The 18,774-nt window shown below is 55.6% G+C and carries 22 protein-coding genes and 1 tRNA gene; 19 read left to right on the top strand and 4 right to left on the bottom strand.

The features are described from left to right. Positions 1-2 precede the first annotated feature (2 nt). The 19 genes from QMK55_RS14975 to QMK55_RS15065 all read left to right on the top strand — a co-directional run bounded on the left by QMK55_RS14975 (position 3) and on the right by QMK55_RS15065 (position 15,422). Positions 3-290, top strand: a complete 288-nt coding sequence (locus tag QMK55_RS14975; protein ID WP_320329461.1) for a hypothetical protein — start codon at positions 3-5, stop codon at positions 288-290. Then, complete coding sequence (locus QMK55_RS14980; protein WP_320329462.1) at positions 283-510, top strand: hypothetical protein; 228 nt, start codon at positions 283-285, stop codon at positions 508-510. The genes QMK55_RS14975 and QMK55_RS14980 overlap by 8 nt, the downstream gene beginning before the upstream one ends. Next, positions 507-1,388 carry a toprim domain-containing protein gene (locus tag QMK55_RS14985; RefSeq protein ID WP_320329463.1) on the top strand — a complete coding sequence of 294 codons (882 nt, stop codon included), beginning with the start codon at positions 507-509 and terminating at the stop codon, positions 1,386-1,388. Before QMK55_RS14980 ends, QMK55_RS14985 begins: the two co-directional genes overlap by 4 nt. After that, entirely contained in the window at positions 1,375-3,168 is a 1,794-nt protein-coding gene (locus QMK55_RS14990; protein ID WP_320329464.1) for a DUF927 domain-containing protein, read from the top strand. The genes QMK55_RS14985 and QMK55_RS14990 overlap by 14 nt, the downstream gene beginning before the upstream one ends. Continuing rightward, positions 3,161-3,502 carry a hypothetical protein gene (locus QMK55_RS14995; protein ID WP_320329465.1) on the top strand — a complete coding sequence of 114 codons (342 nt, stop codon included), beginning with the start codon at positions 3,161-3,163 and terminating at the stop codon, positions 3,500-3,502. Before QMK55_RS14990 ends, QMK55_RS14995 begins: the two co-directional genes overlap by 8 nt. 18 nt (positions 3,503-3,520) lie before the next feature. After that, complete coding sequence (locus tag QMK55_RS15000; RefSeq protein ID WP_320329466.1) at positions 3,521-3,826, top strand: hypothetical protein; 306 nt, start codon at positions 3,521-3,523, stop codon at positions 3,824-3,826. Beyond that, positions 3,826-4,431: a hypothetical protein gene (locus tag QMK55_RS15005; protein ID WP_320329467.1), complete on the top strand. Its 606-nt coding sequence runs from the start codon at positions 3,826-3,828 to the stop codon at positions 4,429-4,431. The genes QMK55_RS15000 and QMK55_RS15005 overlap by 1 nt, the downstream gene beginning before the upstream one ends. Before the next feature lie 113 nt (positions 4,432-4,544). Next, positions 4,545-4,895 (top strand): hypothetical protein, encoded by a 351-nt coding sequence (locus tag QMK55_RS15010; protein WP_320329468.1) that lies wholly within the window; start codon positions 4,545-4,547, stop codon positions 4,893-4,895. A gap of 3 nt (positions 4,896-4,898) precedes the next feature. Beyond that, the gene (locus tag QMK55_RS15015; RefSeq protein WP_413787271.1) at positions 4,899-5,498 is read left to right on the top strand and encodes a tail assembly protein; all 600 of its coding nucleotides are present in this window, start codon (positions 4,899-4,901) and stop codon (positions 5,496-5,498) included. Positions 5,499-5,566: 68 nt separating this feature from the next. Continuing rightward, positions 5,567-5,920, top strand: a complete 354-nt coding sequence (locus QMK55_RS15020; RefSeq protein ID WP_320329469.1) for a hypothetical protein — start codon at positions 5,567-5,569, stop codon at positions 5,918-5,920. A gap of 97 nt (positions 5,921-6,017) precedes the next feature. Then, positions 6,018-6,440 (top strand): hypothetical protein, encoded by a 423-nt coding sequence (locus QMK55_RS15025; RefSeq protein WP_320329470.1) that lies wholly within the window; start codon positions 6,018-6,020, stop codon positions 6,438-6,440. 66 nt (positions 6,441-6,506) lie between these two features. After that, positions 6,507-6,869, top strand: a complete 363-nt coding sequence (locus QMK55_RS15030; RefSeq protein ID WP_320329471.1) for a hypothetical protein — start codon at positions 6,507-6,509, stop codon at positions 6,867-6,869. A gap of 160 nt (positions 6,870-7,029) precedes the next feature. Further along, positions 7,030-8,367, top strand: a complete 1,338-nt coding sequence (locus QMK55_RS15035; RefSeq protein ID WP_320329472.1) for an S-type pyocin domain-containing protein — start codon at positions 7,030-7,032, stop codon at positions 8,365-8,367. Then, entirely contained in the window at positions 8,364-8,624 is a 261-nt protein-coding gene (locus QMK55_RS15040) for a bacteriocin immunity protein (RefSeq protein WP_320329473.1), read from the top strand. Before QMK55_RS15035 ends, QMK55_RS15040 begins: the two co-directional genes overlap by 4 nt. Positions 8,625-8,731: 107 nt before the next feature. Next, positions 8,732-9,304 carry a hypothetical protein gene (locus QMK55_RS15045; protein WP_320329474.1) on the top strand — a complete coding sequence of 191 codons (573 nt, stop codon included), beginning with the start codon at positions 8,732-8,734 and terminating at the stop codon, positions 9,302-9,304. Positions 9,305-10,119: 815 nt separating this feature from the next. Further along, positions 10,120-11,196: a hypothetical protein gene (locus QMK55_RS15050; RefSeq protein WP_320329475.1), complete on the top strand. Its 1,077-nt coding sequence runs from the start codon at positions 10,120-10,122 to the stop codon at positions 11,194-11,196. A 632-nt stretch (positions 11,197-11,828) separates the two neighbouring features. Beyond that, positions 11,829-12,479, top strand: coding sequence for a hypothetical protein (locus tag QMK55_RS15055; RefSeq protein WP_320329476.1), 651 nt, complete (start codon positions 11,829-11,831; stop codon positions 12,477-12,479). An 873-nt stretch (positions 12,480-13,352) separates the two neighbouring features. Beyond that, positions 13,353-14,465 (top strand): HNH endonuclease, encoded by a 1,113-nt coding sequence (locus tag QMK55_RS15060; protein ID WP_320329477.1) that lies wholly within the window; start codon positions 13,353-13,355, stop codon positions 14,463-14,465. Between the two features lie 393 nt (positions 14,466-14,858). Further along, complete coding sequence (locus tag QMK55_RS15065) at positions 14,859-15,422, top strand: hypothetical protein (RefSeq protein WP_320329478.1); 564 nt, start codon at positions 14,859-14,861, stop codon at positions 15,420-15,422. 222 nt (positions 15,423-15,644) lie between these two features. Here QMK55_RS15065 and QMK55_RS15070 read toward each other — a convergent pair. The 4 genes from QMK55_RS15070 to QMK55_RS15085 form a co-directional block, all read right to left on the bottom strand. Then, a tRNA-Thr gene (locus QMK55_RS15070) sits at positions 15,645-15,720 on the bottom strand. A gap of 420 nt (positions 15,721-16,140) precedes the next feature. After that, complete coding sequence (locus QMK55_RS15075; RefSeq protein ID WP_320329479.1) at positions 16,141-17,376, bottom strand: methyltransferase; 1,236 nt, start codon at positions 17,374-17,376, stop codon at positions 16,141-16,143. Next, positions 17,357-18,061: an ABC transporter permease gene (locus QMK55_RS15080; protein ID WP_102354642.1), complete on the bottom strand. Its 705-nt coding sequence runs from the start codon at positions 18,059-18,061 to the stop codon at positions 17,357-17,359. Before QMK55_RS15080 ends, QMK55_RS15075 begins: the two co-directional genes overlap by 20 nt. After that, positions 18,058-18,753, bottom strand: a complete 696-nt coding sequence (locus QMK55_RS15085) for an ABC transporter permease (RefSeq protein ID WP_102354641.1) — start codon at positions 18,751-18,753, stop codon at positions 18,058-18,060. The genes QMK55_RS15080 and QMK55_RS15085 overlap by 4 nt, the downstream gene beginning before the upstream one ends. Positions 18,754-18,774: the final 21 nt, after the last annotated feature.

Here is an 18,774-nt window from a genome sequence, read left to right on the forward strand (position 1 = left end):
ACATGAAAATTCAAAATGGCGCATCAGCGTCGACGGGATCGGCTTGCCTGAAGAAAGCCACCGAACTGTTTTACGTCACTCACCCGAAGGTGCCCAAGGCACTGCTGGGGCCATTTTTGACCGAGGCCGACGCAGAGTGCGGACGCGTAGTTATGCGTAATGCTGATGCTCAGGTGACGGCCTGTCTGGTTGACTCAATCGACGACATCACCCGCTGGCACGGTGTGAACAACGGCCAAGTTTGCCGGGCCTTTGCTGGCGCTGATCGCCGGGAGGTCAGCCATGGGTGATGTGACCCCAATCAAGCGCAAGAGCAGTGGCGGCCCACCCGCTGCTGGCGCTCATATCGACAGCGCCAGCTATGTACTGCTGGTGGAAACGCTGGTCGGCTTTCTGGAACTGCGAATCTCGGAAGGCGACCAGGGCCGCCACTGCGATGAGCTGGAGCGGCTGACGCAGAAACTGGAAAACTTGGCCAAGCGGTTTACCCCGCCGAAGGGGGCCGCATGACTGACGCAGCGATTCTTTTCCGTGATGCGCTTCAGGCTGTCTATGGCCAGCTCGACTGGCTTCCCGTAGCCGACGGCACTATCCACCGGTTCCGTGTACCGGAGGACAAGCCCGGCTCACTCAACGGCTGGTACGTGCTGTATCTGGATGGCATCGCGTCCGGAGCGTTCGGCAGTTGGAAGGCCGGAGGCGCCAGTACCTGGTGCAGTCGCGAACCGGTGGACGCTCGCGAATCGGCCCAGGTCCGCGAACGTGTTGAGCTGGCCAGGCGCCAGCGAGAGGCCGACCAGCGCCAACGCCATGAGCGAGCGGCGGCAAAGGCCAATCACTGGTGGCGCAACGCGCGCCGCGCATCACCAGATCATTCGTATCTGGTGGCGAAGGGCGTTCGCTCCTACGGCTTGCGCCAGCGTGGGGCTGAACTACTCGTTCCGCTGTACCTGGACGGTCAGTTGGTCAACCTGCAACGAATTGCTCCGGACGGCGAAAAGCGCTTCCTGTTCGGCGGCCGGATCAAGGGCACCTATTCGCCGTTGGGCATCATCGAGCCAGATTCTGTGCTTTGCATCTGCGAAGGGTGGGCGACGGCCGCCAGCCTCCACCAGCACGGCGGCTATGTCGTTGCTGCGGCTATGAACGCGGGTAACTTGCTCCCAGCGGCGACGGCCCTTCGTGCTCGCTACCCGGACCAGCCAATCGTAATCGCCGGCGACGACGACCGGCTCACCGATGGCAACCCGGGGCGCGCAGCGGCAAACGCAGCGGCGGCAGCCGTGGGTGGTCAAGTGGCTTTTCCTGAGTGGCCGGAAGGCGCCCCCGATGACCTCACCGACTTCAACGACCTCGCCAACTGGAAGCTCGCCCATGTCCAAGCCTGACACCAACGTGATCAACCTTCGGCCGGACGCCGCGACCATAGCTCCAGATCGCCCCTGCTGGGCGGTGTATGAGCATTGGGTGATCAATGAGAAAGGCCGCAAGCTGCGCCCCGGCGTTTACTGGCACAGCTTCAAACGCAGCGCCGCCGATCAAGATGACGCTGAGGGCGATACCGGCGACCGGCCTATCAATGATGAGTGGATCTCCAGCCCCGTCACCGTCGTAGCTCGCACAACCAACAGTGACGATGGCAGCGAAGGCCGTTTGCTGCGCCTGGTCACAGAGAGCGGTATCAAGGAATGGATCATCGCCATGGAAGTGTTCGGCGGCAGCGGCGAGGACGCCCGGCGTGCATTGTTCGGCATGGGCGCCATTATCGCCCTCAAGAAACGCGGCACGTTCATGGAGTACCTGCTCGACCAGCATCCTGCAGAAGTGTTCGCCACCACCAGCAGGCCGGGTTGGCATGAATCGGGCGCGTTCGTGTTGCCCGGGCGGACGATCGGCAGCGACAGAGTGCGATACCAGGCTAGCAACAAGGCGCAAGTTCTTTTCAGCCGCCGCGGCGAGCTGGCGCGATGGCAAACGGAAGTGGCCGCAAAGTGCGCCGGCAACCCGGTGCTGACACTGGCGATCGGCTGTTCGCTGGCCGGCCCTTTGCTGAGTTTGGTCGGCGTGCTGGGCGGTGGTGTTCACCTGGTGGGCGACAGCTCCAGTGGCAAGTCGCTGGCGCAGTTGATCGGCTCGTCGGTGTGGGGTGACCCGGGCGTCTTCGCCGCCAGCTGGGACATGACCAAGGGTGGCCTTGAGATCGAGGCGTCGAGCCGAAACGACACCATTCTGCCGCTGGATGAGATCAAGCGCGCCGACCCGAAACGGGTACAGGAAATGGCCTACTCCCTCGCCAACGGCCAGGGCAAAGGCACCATGACCCGGGAGCGTGAGGGTCGGGCCAAATTGAGCTGGCGCCTGTTAACCCTTTCCAGCGGCGAGCGCTCACTCTCCGAGCACGCCGCCATATCCGGCAATGCTGCCCATGCTGGCGCCGAGTTGCGCATGGTCGACGTGAACGCCGGCACCCGCACGCATCGGGCTTTTGATGAGTTGCACGGCCTGGAGGGCGCGGACTTTCACCGCCAGCTCACCGTGGCGGTCGGCGCCCACCACGGCCACCTCGGACCAGCGTTCGTCGAGAAGCTGCTCGCCAGCGACGACCAGGCCGGGCTACTCGAAGACTTCGCCCGCGTGCGCGCCAGCTTCGTCGAAGACAACGCTCAGGCCGGCCGAGTGGCTGACCGTTTCGGGGTGATCGCGCTGGCGGGCGAGATGGCCATCGCCTACGGCCTACTGCCATGGAAACCGGGCACCGCCCTCGCCGATTGCCGCTTGCTCTATGGCGAGTGGCTGAGCCGGGTGGGCAGCGGGAATGCTGAAGACCGGCAGATCCTCGCCGGTATTCTCGACTTCATCGATCGCCATGGCAGTAGCCGCTTCTCCAATGTCGATGACGTGACGCCTGACACCAAGGTATTCAACCGCGCCGGCTATTGGGAGCTGACGGGCAATAACCGCCTGTACCTGTTCAACAAGCCGGCACTGATCGAGGCCGCCCACGGCTACGGCCTGTCTCGCATCATCAAAGCGCTGGAGGGCGCGAACGTCCTCGCACGCCGCGACAACGAACGCAAAACCAAAAACTACCGGCTCCCCGGCGGTGGTCAGGCACGCCTGTACGTGGTCGATCCCGAGGCAATGGACCGCGAAGGGGGTGGTGTATGACGCCTCCACTCAGGCCAATCAGCATTGCCCAAATACACAGGAACCTAGAATCACTGGCAACAGTGGCAACACCGGCAACGGCCTTGTGGGACGTGGCTTGCAGCCGTTGCCACCCTATAAAAAGAGTGGCAACAACTGGCAACACACACCTCATTTTCAACATAAGAGACCGGCTCAACCCCTCAGCTTGGTTATCACTGTTGCCGGTAAAAATCCGGTGGCAACAATTTGGAAGCATCGGCAACACCTGGAGCCCACGGTTTACGGGGCTGTTGCCATTGTTGCCGCTGTTGCCGGTGTTTTTGAAATCAGAGGAACATTGGATTACGAGTAATCAGGGCGAGGCGGCGTTATGAGCCTCCTGTCTGCCCTGCTCGATCACATGCCGCCGGCCATCGCTGGGACCGAATCACCAAAAGTGGTGAGTCGCCCTCGCCCACGCCTGGTGCTGGCCAGCCGCGTCGAGCCTGCTGCCCAGTTCGTTACCGGCGCCCATGCCAGTGCCGCCACGGCCACACCCGAGTGGCGACAGGCCCGCGACCAGTATCTCAACCACATCATGGTTTGCCGTTCCTGCTACGCGCCTACCGGCCGCCACTGCTCGGCTGGCGTGGACCTGCGCACTGCTTACGACTCAACGCCCATGGAGAAAGCCTAATGAGCACTAGCCTCGTCATTGCCCTGGTCGACATCGCCGGGAAACCCGGCGCCAGCATGAGCACCAGTCTGATCACCACCCGGCGTATCTGCCGCGCCTTCGGTGCGCGGCTTGATTCCATCCGCGACGAGCGCCGGGCCATACGCCACAAGGCCGGCAAGTTGCGCCAATACCTGCCATTCACCGCCAGCACTATCGCCGAGCTCGAGCAGCGGGCCGCCGACCACCGTCGCGTGGAGTCGGAAGACCTCCGCACGGTGCTCGCCGGGTTCGGGCGCTCGCTGGTGCTGGATACCGAGGGGCTGGCCAACGGACTTGGCTTCGATCGGCTGTGCGACCTGCTGGCGATCAACACCGTGGAGCGCGAGACAGCGCGCAAGGAGGGCTTGGCCAGCCTGGCCGATCTGGTGTTCGCCTACGCGCTCGAGGATAGCGCCGCCCGCCGCGGCCAGGAATGGAACGACGCGCCGCTGTTCAACGCCTGCCGACTCGCGACCGCGAACTTCATCAGGGAATGCCCCGAGCACCTGCTGCCCGACCCGTTCGCACCTGGTGCGCCATTCGGCCCGAGGTTACCGCCCGATCTGCGCCTCGTCGGCAAATGACCCTATCGGTACGCGACCCGTTTTCGTAATTCGCAAAACGTGTCGCGACACACAGAGCAACACCATCGGGCATCAGCCCATCAATGGCGCCAAGGCGTTGAAGGAGGAAAAACATGTCACATCACATACGCTTCACCGAAGCGTGCAAGGACACAGATTTCACCACTGACCCCGGCACGATCGGCGGGTACATCGTCTGGACGGTCTCGCATGTGCGAGACGGCCAGCGGGTGGAGATTGAGGGGCCTTTCTTCACCGAGGAAGAGGCCAGGATCTCTGCCGAATTGATGCGCATCGAATACCAGGGAGCCCGGGCTTATAAATCGACTCACTGTTCGGCCTGGAATCCCGACGTGAACCGAGAGATCGCCATTCGAAACGACGCAATGGCGGCCCGCATGATCCTTGCCGGCCAGCTCGGAATGGAAATCCCCAAACACAGCGCCCAAGGCGCACAGGAGTAAGACATGGCAATGACCACCAATTTCGGCAAAAAAACTTTGATCCTGCTCGGAGGTAGCGCTGGGAAACTCTTTGGTCGGGAACACCTGTACGAGCTCTCCACGGGGGACGTTCGCGAAGCTGTGAAGGCCGTCGACGTAAATCACCCTGGCTTTGTGAAGTACCTGGCTAACGCCAAGAGCAAAGGCTTGGAGTTCGCCGTTTTCCGTAATCGGAGAAATATTGGCGAGCGCGACTTGAAGCTGGGTGGGGCGCAGGAGATTCGAATTGTTCCTGTAATAGCTGGTAGCAAGCGCGCCGGCGTTCTGCAGACAGTGATCGGAGTTGCGCTTATCGTCATAGCGTCGTTCATGACCGCTGGCGCTGCGGCGACTGCGGTCATGGGTGCGGGGATTGGCACAGCTGCCGGCGGTGTTATCCAGATGCTCAGCCCACAGGCTGCTGGACTAAAGCAAAGCGCCGGGCCAGAGAACTCTCCGTCCTACGCCTTCGGCAGCGCCAAGAACACTACGGCGAGCGGTAACCCGGTCCCGATTTGCATCGGACATCGTCGATGGGGTGGGATGATCATCTCGGCTTCGATCTACGCTGAAGACAAGGCGTAACGAGGTTATTGGGCTTTGAGCGAGCGCATGTTAGCGTCACGGCTTTATCAGTTACGGATGACGCCACCATGCGCTTTCTTGAAGCCGCAGCTCTCGCCACTTCGACCCTTATTTTGGCTGGATGCTACTCACCAAGCGACCTCGTTGAAAAGGGGCCGGCGCTATCAGCATCCTCGAGTAAGACACCTAAGAACTACGCTCTATGTGTCTTCCCTCAATGGCAGGAGTATCGACCAGACGCCACTATGTCCGAAACAGAAACGGGCTATCGGATCATCAGCGGTAACGACATGAACACCAATGAGATCCTGAGCATCAAAAAAACCGCCTCGGGCAGCTCGGTAAAATTTTACCAACGCGCGTACCTCGACTTCGGTTCAGGCAAAGAAAGCGCCTTGCGATCGACCAAAGCGTGCCTCTGAACAATTCGCCGGCTGACGCGAGCCTTGGGGCGAAGTAATTGGCGTCATACTCGTCGCGCACCGTTTTCTAAGTGGTAACCAATCAAGGAAGTTGAAAATGACTGAACGAAGCGTTCAGCTACACCAGAGCGCGAGCTCTGAAACTGCGAACTTTGATCGATTCGTCCTCGGTGCCTCCATGGCAGCCTGCGCCTACCTTGCGCAGACTATGCCCTTCGGCCCCATTGGCACAAATGTCTCCACGATGTACCTGGCAACTCTCCTCATCATGGGACTGAGCGCGGTATTCGGTTTCCTCCGGATTGAGGCGACAATCTCAACCATGAATGCCAATTCAAGCTATTTGCACATGATCGAAATGGGGGAATTGAACGACCTCTCAATGCGTCACATAGCGCGACAAGCGGTTGATAAGGTGGCCGGCAGAACCAAAACGATGTACGTGTTGCGAAATCGTACGATGCTGATTTCATTCTTCCTCTACGTCGCCACAAAGGTATATGCCACATACCCGTCTTAAGATCCTGATCTGTTAATTATTACAACAGATATCGCTGTTGCTTTTACGCCTACCAACGAGTTCAGCATGAATAAAGAGACACATGTATCGGTTCGCCTAACACTTTTCAAACATAGCAAGGGGACATTCCTTGCTGCGTTGGATGAAGCCGAAATTTCGCACGGCCCCATCCATATGTTTTCCACAAACCCTCAAGGTTCGGGACTGGTGGAGGCAATCACTGCCCTATCAGACGCAATGCCTTGGAATGCTATAGCGAAGGTTGTTGTTACGTGGATTGAGGCAAGAAAAAGCCGAGAAGTAATCATTCATACAGGAACCGGTCTGTCGATCCATGCGAAAGGTTGCTCGCCTGCCGAGGTTCAAAAGCTCCTACAACAATCGACGAATGTGATCGTCATAGATACAAAGCCTGTCGATGAGCCTTAGAGCCTAAAAACACTCGCTGAAATGTTCAGATCGCATCGTAGATCTGGCGATGCGCCACCACTCGACACCGTGTTCCGAGCGGTTATTCTCCGTGCTCGAAAATGCCATGCGCCACCCGGCGAGTTGGTTTTCAGGATGAAAAGATTCCAGGAATCAAGGAATGAGTGGATACGTCCCCAACCCACCGAAGGGTTACCGCAACAGCGGCACCGAGCCCGTCGATATTCACGCCCAGCGCTGGGCTGAATACAAAGACCTCCCGACGAAGAACGAAACGAAACCTGCAAGCAAAGGCTGTGTCTTCGCCAAAAGCTGCGATCTTGCAGATGGTGTGATCGATCACAAAAAGCCTGCCGGATTTATCCCGGTCGAGAGCTTGGCCAACTACGGAGAGTTCTCCCTCCTCGGCGGTCGCAAGACTGATGCCGCGGGAAATATCCAGCTAGAAAAAATTAGCGGGAGTGCCTTACCCGCAGCCCTGGGAACTCTCCTTTTGGGTGGTGCTGGCGCCGCGGCTGCCTCTTGTGGCGGGCTGTGTACGGCTGGAGTTGCTGGGGGCGCGGGTGTTGCAACCGGCTCTGCTGCAACGGGGGCTGCTGGTGGTACCGGCTTTCTCACCGCCGGCGTGGCCGCTGGTACACTGGCGGGGATAGTCGCTCTATTGTGGCCGTCGAACCTTGGTGACAGTTCTCTCTACACCGAAGAACAGCTTCAGTCGCTGGAGAAGGCCCGAACTCGCGTCCGCCTCCATGTTGAGGAGCAGGCGGACGGAACCCTAAAGGGGTACGGGTACAACACTCAGAAGCGCAGTGACTGGGAAATGATCCCTGTCGTGCAATTCGTCCAGCAGGGATCTCAGCAAGTAGCAGACTTCGGCGACGGTGTAACCCTCATATGGACGCCGGCGGTTGACCCCTCGAGCACCGCCGGTATCCCGCCGTTAGAGAGTGCCCCTCAAGCTCCACAGATTTGGATTTATCCGCCGACCGAACAGGCTGACAGCATCATTGTCAGCCCGATCTACCCGGACCAATACAAAGATTTCATCCTCGTATTCCCGGCTGATTCCGGTGTACAGCCGCTGTACATTGTGATGAATGTTCGTCTCAACCCTGGCACCGTTACTGGGCAGGGAACAGATGTGACAGGCATCTGGCTCGCCGGCGCCAGCGTCGGTCTAGGGTCGCCCGTGCCGACGCGAATCGCAGATCAGCTAAGGGGAAAGAGCTTCAGCAGCTTCGATGCTTTCAGAAAGGCATTCTGGATAGCGGTCGGGAGCGATTCGGAGCTCGCCATTCAATTCAACGACAGCAATAAAGCCCGAATGCTTGAAGGTATGGCGCCTCGCGCCCGGGCTATTGATACCGTGGGCAAGCGCCGATCCTTTGAGCTTCACCACGGGATTCCTGTTTCTGAGGGTGGCGAGGTTTACGACGTCGACAACCTCAGCGCCATGACACCCAAACACCATATTGATACCCACCGGAGCCCGAAATGATCGCACTCAAAAGCAGCCTTTCCGAATACACGGAGAGCGAATTTCTCGCACTGATCAAAGAAATCTGCAGCGCCGCTGGCACCGAAGACTATCAGGACGAGTTGCTGGAAAACTTCATCGAAGTAACTGGTAACGCTGCCGCCTCTGACTGGATTTACTACCCAGAGAACGGCGAGGACGACTCGCCGAAGGGCATTTTGGAAACCGTCAAAGGGTGGCGAGCAGCTCAGGGGTTACCAGGGTTCAAAGGCGCTTAACTGGAACCAAATGGATGTCAAAAGAAAGAGCCGTAACGCTATGAATTTTGGCTTATGAGCCGTAGATCAATCCCCGTATTGCAATTTGAACAAGGAGATGAAATTTCATGGACACACTTGCAAATCTATTCGAGTTTTTGGAAAAAAATCAAAATATCGCTTCCGCCGTGTCTGCGACTGCAAGTGCATTGGCGGCCATCATTGCGGTATTGGTTTCAATCTATGCAGTGCGAGTTTCAGCGAAGTCGGCAGAACAGCAACAGCGTCATAATACGCTGACCGTTAAACCCATTCCGGAGGTGACAGTTACTGACTACGAAAACTCCTTACAAGTGAAGCTACGAAATCATGGGTCTGGTCCACTGCTAATCCGGGCTTTCAGTGCGACCTTTCATGGGCGATCGTGTAAGTCATTAATCGAATGCATGCCTGACATCGGCGGCAGGCACTGGACAAATTTTTCGGGAGTAATTGACGGACGAGCCCTTTTGCCCGGGAAGGAGATCGTTCTCATTGAGTTGACTGCAAGTCAGGGTGAAACGTCCTTCAACATCTCGAGAGACCATGCCCGATTAGCACTGTCGGAGACGGAAATAGTCGTTGAGTATTCTGATATTTACGACTCGATTTTTTTACCCTATAAGAAGTCTCTTTCATGGTTCGGGCGAAACCTCGAATAAGTCAGTACTCGAACACGCCGCATTGATAATTTTACAGCGGCAAAGCAGGACGAATCGAACGGCCTTTGAAGCATTTGATGATGTGGCGAAAGATCGATATTCAAAAGGCTTCAATGATGTGTAAATCATAGCCCGCCTCTGATATGGCTGCCTTCGATATCGTCGACGCCACAATTCAGTTATCACTTCTGCGCCGAGAGGTGACCATATGCGGTGACCACCAATGGTGACCGTTTCTCCTGGTCACCGACGCGCCATATCCCCCTTGCCGAAACACCCCACGGTAGGCTGGCGCCCAGTTCCGGCCGGCGTGTTTCGCGCAGTTCGTCGCGCACCTGGTCAATGCGCGAGCCTCCCCGAGCACGGTTTCACGCAGCCGTTCACGCAGTGTCTTCACGCACCTGGAGTGCGCGATTGTCCTGTGAAAGCGATCTGTTTGGCGTTGGTACGCAGCCAGGTACGCAAGATTGCAACGTACCCGTCGATGCGTGCAAGCACCAAGTTCGCACCGAGGTTCGCACTTTTGGTTCGCACCCTTTTACGCGAAGCTGGCGCGAACCAAGCCAGCGGTCACCACCCTCGATCACCACGGAAAGTTACTAGTGCGAGCGGTTGCCAGTCGCTGGTTTCCACTGTGGTTGCCAGGTTTTTGTAGTGGCTCCCACTGAAAGTCGACTCATAAACAGGGCAAAATCTACAATCAGGACGTGCCACAAGGTAATCAAAAACCAACCTACCTCATTACGAATTTCGTTTACCTCCGACCTCGTATTGGTCACAGTTGCAAGCTGTATGCTGCCCATAGGATCGAAGGAATGAAGACTATGCACCCACGGCTCAAAGCACCTAGCACCCACCTACCTGAAAAATTCCATGCTGCATTTGAGCTATGTTTTGCAGCACATGATGTCATTGCTCAATTACTTGTATCTGGTATGGAGGCTGGGCTGTTCGTAAAAAATATTAAATTTCAAAATCACGAAGATAAGGTTTCCTTTGAGGAGGCAGATGACATCTTTGAATGGTTCAAAAGTAGCGGCCGATTGGAAGATAAGGTAGATGTACTAGTGAGCATGGTTTTTCCTGCTGTTTTATCCGATATGTTGCACTGTATTTTTGAGGCGTTAGAGACTTCCCGCAAAGGCAAGCTTGCTATTTCCTACATGCTACTGAGGAAGCCCTTGCAAGAAAGCCTTTATCTACTCGAATCGGTAATTGCAAACAAAGAGGACTTTGCCGAGAAGCTTTCTATAGATCCGCTAAAATTACGCCCGCAAAATGCTGGTGGCGTGCCGGGGCATACCAAGCGCATTCAAAAGGTACTAGAGATAATCGGCGAGCAGGATAAATTTGATGCCGAATATTTAGCAAAGCTTAGGTATGACAAATTGGAGCGCGATAGTTTTGACGGAATATGCAATAAGGCGATGCACTTATTCACAGAACATCATGCATTAAGAACAGAGCCACACAACGTGAACTTTATATTTTCAGGGAGAGACGAAATAGAAGGGCAGTGGTCATTTCTGTACAGCAGACTCCCCTACGTTCTTTTATACGTAGCCTCACTGAGTGACTATATTTCCTTGCGGTATGCTGAAACACTGCCTTTATACATTGATGACATCAAGCGGAGGCTTACTGCCCTTTCGTTGATCAGCACATCCTCCACTGACGCTGAGTACATAACAGAGCAATGGAAAACTCTGATAGCCACGAACTATCACTGGCTGCTCGGACATTGCGACGAGAATGGCTATCGAGCACCAGAGCCTAACGATCTAATCAAGATGGGATCTACAGGAGCATTCCCTGGAGAGACGAACAAAAGCGTCAAGGCTAGAGCCCGAATCTACGATAAAATTTCGGACGTAAACAAAAACCGCTCTTAGTAAGTCCACTCCCATTAACGAAGCTGAATCCTGACTCATATCTAGAATAAAAAACGCATATGGCACAATGCCCCCCCAGTGGGGAGAGGTAAGAAGTTTGTACTCGCCATCGCCTACGAAGTATCCGTGCTACTGATCTCCCTGAAGGTCCCAAGCGGGTAACCCCTTATGTCCTGCTTACTTTTACCCGGCCTTTACCGGATCGCTGGCGAATGTAAGACAGGCATAAGACACGATTCGACGAGCGTGCCTCCTGAGAACCCACGGCGGCCCCTGCGGGTGGGCTCACGCATTAGATGCGGGGAAATCCCGTATCACGTCGCCAGGACACTTTGCCGCCGGCAGACGCAAACCACGTAAAGGTAATTCCGGGCATTCACGGCGCCGACGCTACGTTCTCTCGAATCCAGCAGAGAGTTCGCACTGAGGCTTGCCGCCCCAAAGAGCGGATTTAATCAGCCCCCCAGCCCCCCCAGCCCCCCAGCCTTCAAAAAATCATGGTCGCCAAGTACCTGCCTTTTCATAGAACGCCTCTGCTCTATAGCCAATACAGATAGCTCCCTGATCGAAGTAGAATGGTAGCGGAGATGAAGGCAATATGACCTTTTCCGCTATCTAAAATAGTGACAATGATGCTTGAGCAAATTCAAAGCTTTTCCAATAGCAGTTCTGCAATCGTTACGGCACTTGCAGGAATCGTCGTAATTCTGATCACAGCCTTGGTAAAGGCGCTGGAATTTTACGATAACCACTTCGTACATAAGCGATACAAGCGTTTGAAAGAACTACGCAGCGATCGGGTAGTGGAGAGCCCCTTTACTACGTATCTCGATGATGCAATCCAGCTTGAAGGGTTTCACATCGCTTCGGGTATTCGTGCCAGCTCCCTGAAGGCAGCTGCGTTACTGAGGCTCTCCCAGTTGGGGCTTTGGGATAGGAAGCAGATTCGACAAGTCGCCAAATACTTGGTCATTACTCCAGAGAACCCCACGCCTTTTATCAGAATCCGGGGCTCAGACGTAATTGGCGCTTGGGTCGGAATGCTCGCAGCTATGATTTTCATGGTTATTGGAGCTACCTTGGGCATCGCAGTCATGTTGAAAGCGGGGCCGCCTTACGGATTTTTCATAGGGATTAGTCTCGTCTTTACGTTTACCTGCGGTAGTGCTTTATTTGCAACCGGATACAACGAATACAGGAATGCAAAACGGTTTGAACAGTATCTGATCGCCCATCCCGAAACGTTCCTCCCGCCGCAAAGTCGAGAATCAGAAGCAGAGTAATCGGATCTTCCAAATAGCTCGGAGCGACCATAGTAGCCACGGCACGGTTCTGTAGTTCGTACCATGAAGGTCTGCGGCACTTTGACCACGCTTTGACGGAATGTGAGACAGGCATGAGACGAACCCCGCGCATGACAACCGTCTGAGCTTAATCCGCGTGCGTGCCGTCAAAGAGTGGGACTTTGCCGTCTCATACCCATAACAGACCCCAAACGAATTCTGGACAGGCTCTGGACTGTTTAAGCGGCGGTAAGGTTGGCCGACTCCGTCCGGGAGCCACTGTCGGCGCGGTCAGGAGCAGGTCGGGCAGCAGACTGGATAGCGACCACGTCCAGAAAATGGGAACGCCCACGACGGTGATTTGTGAGGCTGGCGAGTCATGAATACACCTGGAAAAGCAAACCTAAATCCTTGACCACCCTTGACGGAGCCTTGACGGAATTTTTGACAGGGCTTGACGGATTTCTCCCGCACCACCTCTAGTTGGAACGCTGAAAGCCACGCAGTTCATGGTTTCGCGGGCATTCACGCAGCTTGACCGGTACCAGCCACGTCAATAACTCTAGAGATGGTCGTCAAGGTAACTGCTCGATCAATCGTCAGGTCTAGGCCTGCGGGATGGAGTGGCAAACACCGGGTCGTTAAATCCTTAGCGCGCCAAGCAATACTAGACAGTCCCTTGACGAATTTTCGCCGACAGGTCTCTTTCAAATTGGCCGCAGCCCAAGCAATACGCCGCCAGCGTGAAAGGCAATGTGCTGGCGCTTGATGCTCGTCAAGGAAAAATGCCCACCCCGACCAGACCTACACCGAACTGGAATGCAACTGGCGGCTACACTTGGTTGTGAGATCATCGAAGGTGGAGAGTCGTAGATGGATTTGTGCAGTTTATGCGAGATTAAGTTAACTACTGAGAATGACTCCAGAGAACACATCATCCCCAATAGCATCGGTGGCCGAAGAAAAATCAAAGGCTTTTTGTGCCAAAAATGTAATAGCACTACAGGCGAAGAGTGGGATACAGAACTCAGCAAGCAGTTGAATCCTTTGTGTCTAATGTTTTTTATTCAAAGAGAGAGAGGGAGCCCTCCCTCACAGACATTTGAGACAACAGAAGGGAGGTCTCTAACACTTCATAGCGAGGGCGGGATGTCACCAGCCAAAGTGAGCTTTGAAGAAGTGACAGTTGACGGAAAAACGAGTATTAGAATAATTGCTCGTGACATCAAAGAAGCAAAATCAATATTAAAAGGCGTGAAAAGTAAACATCCGACCATAAATATAGATCAACTGATTTCCGATCTAATACCCACCGAGGAATATCTTTCCGGGATGCTGAAATTTGACCTCGCGTTTGGTGGCCCAAACTCGGGAAAATCGATAGTTAAATCGACACTGTGCTTGGCTCACAGCGCAGGCGTTGCGTCGACCTCTTGCGAGCAAGCTATCGAGTACCTTCGCCGCGATGGTAACCCTTGTTTCGGCTATTATAATGAACAAGATTTAGTAGAAAATCGTCCACTTAATACTCCCTTGCACTGCGTGGCCATCCAAGGTGATCCCGACTCAGGACTGCTTCTGGGTTATGTGGAATACTTTGGCATACAGCGAATGATTGTGTGTCTCTCTGAAAATTACGTTGGAAGTAAAATATCCAAGAGCTATGCGATAAATCCAGTTACAGGTGTCGAGCTGACCTTAAATATCCGTATGCCGTTGAGCTTGGAGGATGTTTATGCAACGTATGATTACGAGAAATATGACCCCGTCAAAATGCAACAGTGCTTTGAAGCAGTGATACCTGTTGCGTTAGCAATGTCAGAAGCCAGAGAAAGGGATCGGGTTTTATCTGAAGCTGTTAAGTTTGCATTTGAAAACTGCGGTGCAAATGAGGGCGAACTGATTACCGACGCCCAGTACAAAAAATTTTGCCGACTAATGGCAGAAAAACTCGCGCCTTACGTGTTAAGACAGAAACAACCGTAGGAACCAATATCGACGGCACGGGGAGCGGTTCCGGCTAAGCAAACATTTGAGGACAGAGAATTTTCCGTTATCGACTGTAATTGTCTACCCGCAGACAAGGTGATGTTCCCGCCGGAGCTGGCGCTGCAGATTATCAGGAAGGCCAGCGCAATGGCGGCGGCATTCGAGGAGCAAGTGCTCAACCAGCTCACCACGGGTGCCCGGCGCGTCCTTTCGCGGGAAACTGTTCAAAGGCGAGTCATCAGGAAAATGCTCTAGGCTGCCCGCTCGAATCACCTGAATTCCGGTAGTTTTCCAGCACCTGACCTACCGAACTGGGAGGTCAGGTCGAAAATTCAAAAAGCTGGCGGTGGCAACCTCTATCCGCCCGACAACCAAAGAAGGCTTGCTCAGATGGTTAGTCGCACAAATACCCGTGACTTGGTGGAAGCAATACTTCGCTCGGATCACGAAGCTACCAGGAAGCTTATTTTCGACATAGGCGAAAGAAAAGGGGAGTGGAGCTATTTCATCACCAGGCTATTGGATGGCGTCATGGTTTCAGATGAAGCAAAAAATCAATTCCATTCAGTGTGGATTGAGCTGGGCCGGCGGATTCGGGATCAGGTCGGTGACGACAAGACTCTTGCAATGATGCTGGGTGCGCTGCTACCCAAATACCGAGGGGAGACAATTCGGCTTTACAGAGGAGAAAACTCAGAACGCTATGAAGCTGGCAGAGTCGGTTTCTGTTGGACGCCCCGCGTTGATAAAGCCGAAATGTTTGGAAGAGGCCTGAATGCGTATCATGGCGATGGCGGAATCCTGCTCACGGTTATTGCAGATCAGTCCTCAATACTCGCAGGTCCAAATGCGGACAGCATTCATCTCGGAGAGCACGAGCATACGGTTGATCCGTTCTCGCTCCGCAATATTGAAGTCTTAAATACTTTTCCGCTCCAGCCTTCTGACCGGTAATCACGGTACCTGCGAATCCACACAGCGATTGACCACTACCTCGATCCGGGGTGGTGCTCGTGCTCAAGGTAACTCGACTTCAGATGGTGTCGTTGAGGATTCTGACGAGTTGTGAGCCCTAGGCTTTTTGAGAAACGGGGAACAAACGGGGAAAATTTTGTCTTTCAGAGGCTTAAAACGAAAAAGGCTCACCGCAAGGTGAGCCTAAGTCGTTGTTCTATATGGTGCCGGCACCAGGAGTCGAACCCGGGACCTACTGATTACAAGTCAGTTGCTCTACCAACTGAGCTATACCGGCGTGTGGGCGACGATTATAGCGATTGGGTTGGTTCTGTAAACCCCTGAATTCAGACTATTTTTATGCAGGCGCTGGATCGGGCGTGGCATGGGCTGTCTCTCTGGGTTTTCAGCCGCAAAACCGGGCTTCCTGGCGGCCAATTCAGCCTGAGTGTGAGGACAGAATTTTTGCACCGTTCAAGCACCCATTTCACCCGTTTATGTCCTTTTGATTGGAAGCTTATGCACAACGGATCGGCGCTACGGCGGCGTTGCAGGGGATTTTGTGGACACGTTCTCATTTTGTGCGCAACGCCCTGTTTTACAGGTTTTTTATCTATATGAACAAAAAATGACCAATGATGTTTTTACCGTGCAATGGCCGTGGATATTGGATCCACGGGAAAACCATCAACAGAGTTATCCACAGCCTGTAAAGGTTTTAACTGCGTTCGGCCAGCAGCAGAAAATTACGCGGGGTCAGCGGGGTGTCGCAGAAGGTGCCGAGGCGTACGACGTATCCCTGTTCGCTGAGAAAAATGGCTCGATCAAGGTTCAGCCAAAGCTCCAGCGGTCGTCGGAACAGTCCGCGCAGTAATTCCAGGTTGCGAACTTCGGCCAACCGCTGCCATCCGGCGGTTTCCATCGCCTGCCAATCTGGCGTGCCGATTGTGGATAACTCTTTCAGCGCTGCCAGGTCGTGGCAGTAATCGGCGAAAGGTTTGTCCAGCCAGGCGCTGGGCAGGGATGGAGTTGGCAGGTATTCGTCTACGCCGCGCACTTGTCGCTGCAGCAGGTCGAAGGCCAGACGACGGGCCATGGAGGTGTCGCGCTGACGTCGGATGCGTGCACCGGCGGTGACGGTTTCGCTCATTGGCAGCGCCAGATCTTCGAGCGAGAGCTGTAGGGAGGATCGCAAACCGACGGAGGACAATGCCTGGTACTCATTGCGATTGATCCGGTTGTAGCAGCACGGGGCGATGGCCATTCGCTGACATCCGGCTGCGCTCGCCAGTTGCATCAGGCGCACATGCAGGTCGCCGCAGGCGTGCAGGGCGACGGGGGTGTGTTGAGCGCTCAATACGGTTGCTGCGTCTGCTGCCAGAACATCCTGCTCTACATGCAAGGCGTGCAAATGGTGACGCTGACTTAATGCCTGACCGCTGGCGACCAACGCCGGATCGTATTCGACACAAGTCAGTTGTTGTCCCGCACTCAACAGACGTCGGCCCAAATGACCCTTGCCGGAACACCAATCCAGCCAGTGTGTCGGTGATGCTGTAAAGGACAAGCGACTAGCGAACGCTTCAATCTGTTGCCACTTGCGTCCCGGCACATCGACATTCAATCGATGGCCTGCGGTTTCCAGCGCATGCCCTGGCAACTCTCCGACCGCGCTCAGCTCGGTCGACAACGCCGCCAATGCAGCGAACGGCTCTGGCGCATCGACGAGATCGGCAGGATGGTTATGCGCCCGCTCTGCATCTTCCAGCGATCGCCCGCGTAGCCACGAAGACAACTCGGGGTAGGCGGTTTCCCACGGTAGCGAGAGATGAGTGAACGGACGAGGTTTCCACAGCGCCTGATGCTCAAGCAAAAAAGCATCCAGCGCGGTGAAGCGGGCGAGTAGGTCCTCGCCCGTCAGCACACAGGAAGGATCAACGCCCTTGGCAGGCATCGACGCGCAACCAGCGCTCCAGCAGCTTGAAGCCGCGCACCAGCACGTAGGACATCAGCAGATAGAACACGCCGGCGGCGAAGAATATTTCCACCGGCAGGTAGGTGCGGGCGATGATCGTGCGGGCCATGCCGGTGAGTTCCAGCAGGGTCACGGTGCTCGCGAGCGCGCTGGCCTTGAGCATCAGGATCACTTCGTTGCTGTAGGCCGGCAGGCCGATGCGCGCCGCACGCGGCAGCATGATGTAGAACATCGCCTTGGGTTTGGACATGCCCAGCGCCCGTGCCGCTTCGATCTCGCCGGGCGGAATCGCCTGGATCGCGCCGCGCAGGATCTCGGCGATGTACGCCGCGGTGTGCAGGGTCATGGTCGCGGTGGTACACCAGAACGGATCGCGCAGGTACGGCCACATCGCGCTGTTACGAACCGCGTCGAACTGCGCCAGGCCGTAGTAGACGAGGAACAGTTGCACCAGCAGCGGCGTGCCACGGAAAAAGAAGATGTAGGCGTAGGGCAAAGCGCGCACGTACCACAGCTTCGAAGAGCGGGCGATGCCCAGGGGAATTGCCAGCAGCAGGCCGGCAATCACTGCAATGGCTACCAGCTCCAGGGTCAGGGTCGCGCCCTGCGCCAGTTTCGGCAGCCACTTGATGATGATGTCCCATTTAAAATCAGCCCAATTCATGAAGCGCTCCTCGCAAAGCCGCGAGCGGCGCGTTTTTCCAGGAAGTGCATGCCGGTCATCGCCAGTACGGTCAGGCCAAGGTACATGACCGCCGCCACCAGATAGAAGGTGAACGGCTGTTTCGAGACGGTCACGCCGATCTGCGCGTGACGCATGATTTCTTCCAGGCCGATCACCGACACCAGCGCGGTGTCTTTCATCAGGATCATGAACAGATTGCCCAGGCCCGGCAGGGCGATGCGCCACATCTGCGGCATGATCAGCCTGGTGAAGATCCGCCATTTCGACAGGCCCAGCGCCACACCGGCTTCGCGGTGGCCCTTGGGAATGGCGAGGATCGCGCCTCGGAACACTTCTGTGGCATAGGCGCCGAAGCACAGACCCAGCGCAATGACGCCGGCGGCAAAAGCGCTGAGTTGCAAGTCGGGGTTACCGAAGAACTCACCGAGGCTGCGCATCAGGTTGACCGTACCGAAGTAGATCAACAGCACCCAGAGCAATTCCGGGACGCCACGCACCAGGGTCGAATAAGTGCCGCCAAGCCATTGCAGCGGCTTGTACGGGGAAGTCTTGGCCAAGGCGCCGAGCAGACCGAGTATCAGTCCCAGGCACAGGGCCGTAAGCGCCAGTTTGACGGTCATCAGCGCGCCGGCGGCGAGGGCCGGGCCGAATCCGTAGAGGTCGATAATCATGGGTTTCTGTTCAAATTGCGG

It is taken from the genome of Pseudomonas sp. P8_229 (assembly GCF_034008635.1).
Classification (GTDB): domain Bacteria; phylum Pseudomonadota; class Gammaproteobacteria; order Pseudomonadales; family Pseudomonadaceae; genus Aquipseudomonas.

Excerpts from the sequence above, each read along its gene's own strand:
- QMK55_RS15055 (WP_320329476.1), top strand. The coding sequence starts at position 11,829 with ATGCTTGAGCAAATTCAAAGCTTTTCCAATAGCAGTTCTGCAATCGTT.
- QMK55_RS15015 (WP_413787271.1), top strand. The coding sequence starts at position 4,899 with ATGGCAATGACCACCAATTTCGGCAAAAAAACTTTGATCCTGCTCGGA.
- QMK55_RS15080 (WP_102354642.1), bottom strand. The coding sequence starts at position 18,061 with ATGAATTGGGCTGATTTTAAATGGGACATCATCATCAAGTGGCTGCCG.
- QMK55_RS14980 (WP_320329462.1), top strand. The coding sequence starts at position 283 with ATGGGTGATGTGACCCCAATCAAGCGCAAGAGCAGTGGCGGCCCACCC.
- QMK55_RS14990 (WP_320329464.1), top strand. The coding sequence starts at position 1,375 with ATGTCCAAGCCTGACACCAACGTGATCAACCTTCGGCCGGACGCCGCG.
- QMK55_RS15030 (WP_320329471.1), top strand. The coding sequence starts at position 6,507 with ATGAATAAAGAGACACATGTATCGGTTCGCCTAACACTTTTCAAACAT.
- QMK55_RS15065 (WP_320329478.1), top strand. The coding sequence starts at position 14,859 with ATGGTTAGTCGCACAAATACCCGTGACTTGGTGGAAGCAATACTTCGC.
- QMK55_RS15025 (WP_320329470.1), top strand. The coding sequence starts at position 6,018 with ATGACTGAACGAAGCGTTCAGCTACACCAGAGCGCGAGCTCTGAAACT.
- QMK55_RS15035 (WP_320329472.1), top strand. The coding sequence starts at position 7,030 with ATGAGTGGATACGTCCCCAACCCACCGAAGGGTTACCGCAACAGCGGC.
- QMK55_RS15000 (WP_320329466.1), top strand. The coding sequence starts at position 3,521 with ATGAGCCTCCTGTCTGCCCTGCTCGATCACATGCCGCCGGCCATCGCT.
- QMK55_RS15020 (WP_320329469.1), top strand. The coding sequence starts at position 5,567 with ATGCGCTTTCTTGAAGCCGCAGCTCTCGCCACTTCGACCCTTATTTTG.
- QMK55_RS15085 (WP_102354641.1), bottom strand. The coding sequence starts at position 18,753 with ATGATTATCGACCTCTACGGATTCGGCCCGGCCCTCGCCGCCGGCGCG.
- QMK55_RS15075 (WP_320329479.1), bottom strand. The coding sequence starts at position 17,376 with ATGCCTGCCAAGGGCGTTGATCCTTCCTGTGTGCTGACGGGCGAGGAC.
- QMK55_RS15010 (WP_320329468.1), top strand. The coding sequence starts at position 4,545 with ATGTCACATCACATACGCTTCACCGAAGCGTGCAAGGACACAGATTTC.
- QMK55_RS14975 (WP_320329461.1), top strand. The coding sequence starts at position 3 with ATGAAAATTCAAAATGGCGCATCAGCGTCGACGGGATCGGCTTGCCTG.
- QMK55_RS15060 (WP_320329477.1), top strand. The coding sequence starts at position 13,353 with ATGGATTTGTGCAGTTTATGCGAGATTAAGTTAACTACTGAGAATGAC.
- QMK55_RS15005 (WP_320329467.1), top strand. The coding sequence starts at position 3,826 with ATGAGCACTAGCCTCGTCATTGCCCTGGTCGACATCGCCGGGAAACCC.
- QMK55_RS14985 (WP_320329463.1), top strand. The coding sequence starts at position 507 with ATGACTGACGCAGCGATTCTTTTCCGTGATGCGCTTCAGGCTGTCTAT.
- QMK55_RS15040 (WP_320329473.1), top strand. The coding sequence starts at position 8,364 with ATGATCGCACTCAAAAGCAGCCTTTCCGAATACACGGAGAGCGAATTT.
- QMK55_RS15045 (WP_320329474.1), top strand. The coding sequence starts at position 8,732 with ATGGACACACTTGCAAATCTATTCGAGTTTTTGGAAAAAAATCAAAAT.
- QMK55_RS15050 (WP_320329475.1), top strand. The coding sequence starts at position 10,120 with ATGAAGACTATGCACCCACGGCTCAAAGCACCTAGCACCCACCTACCT.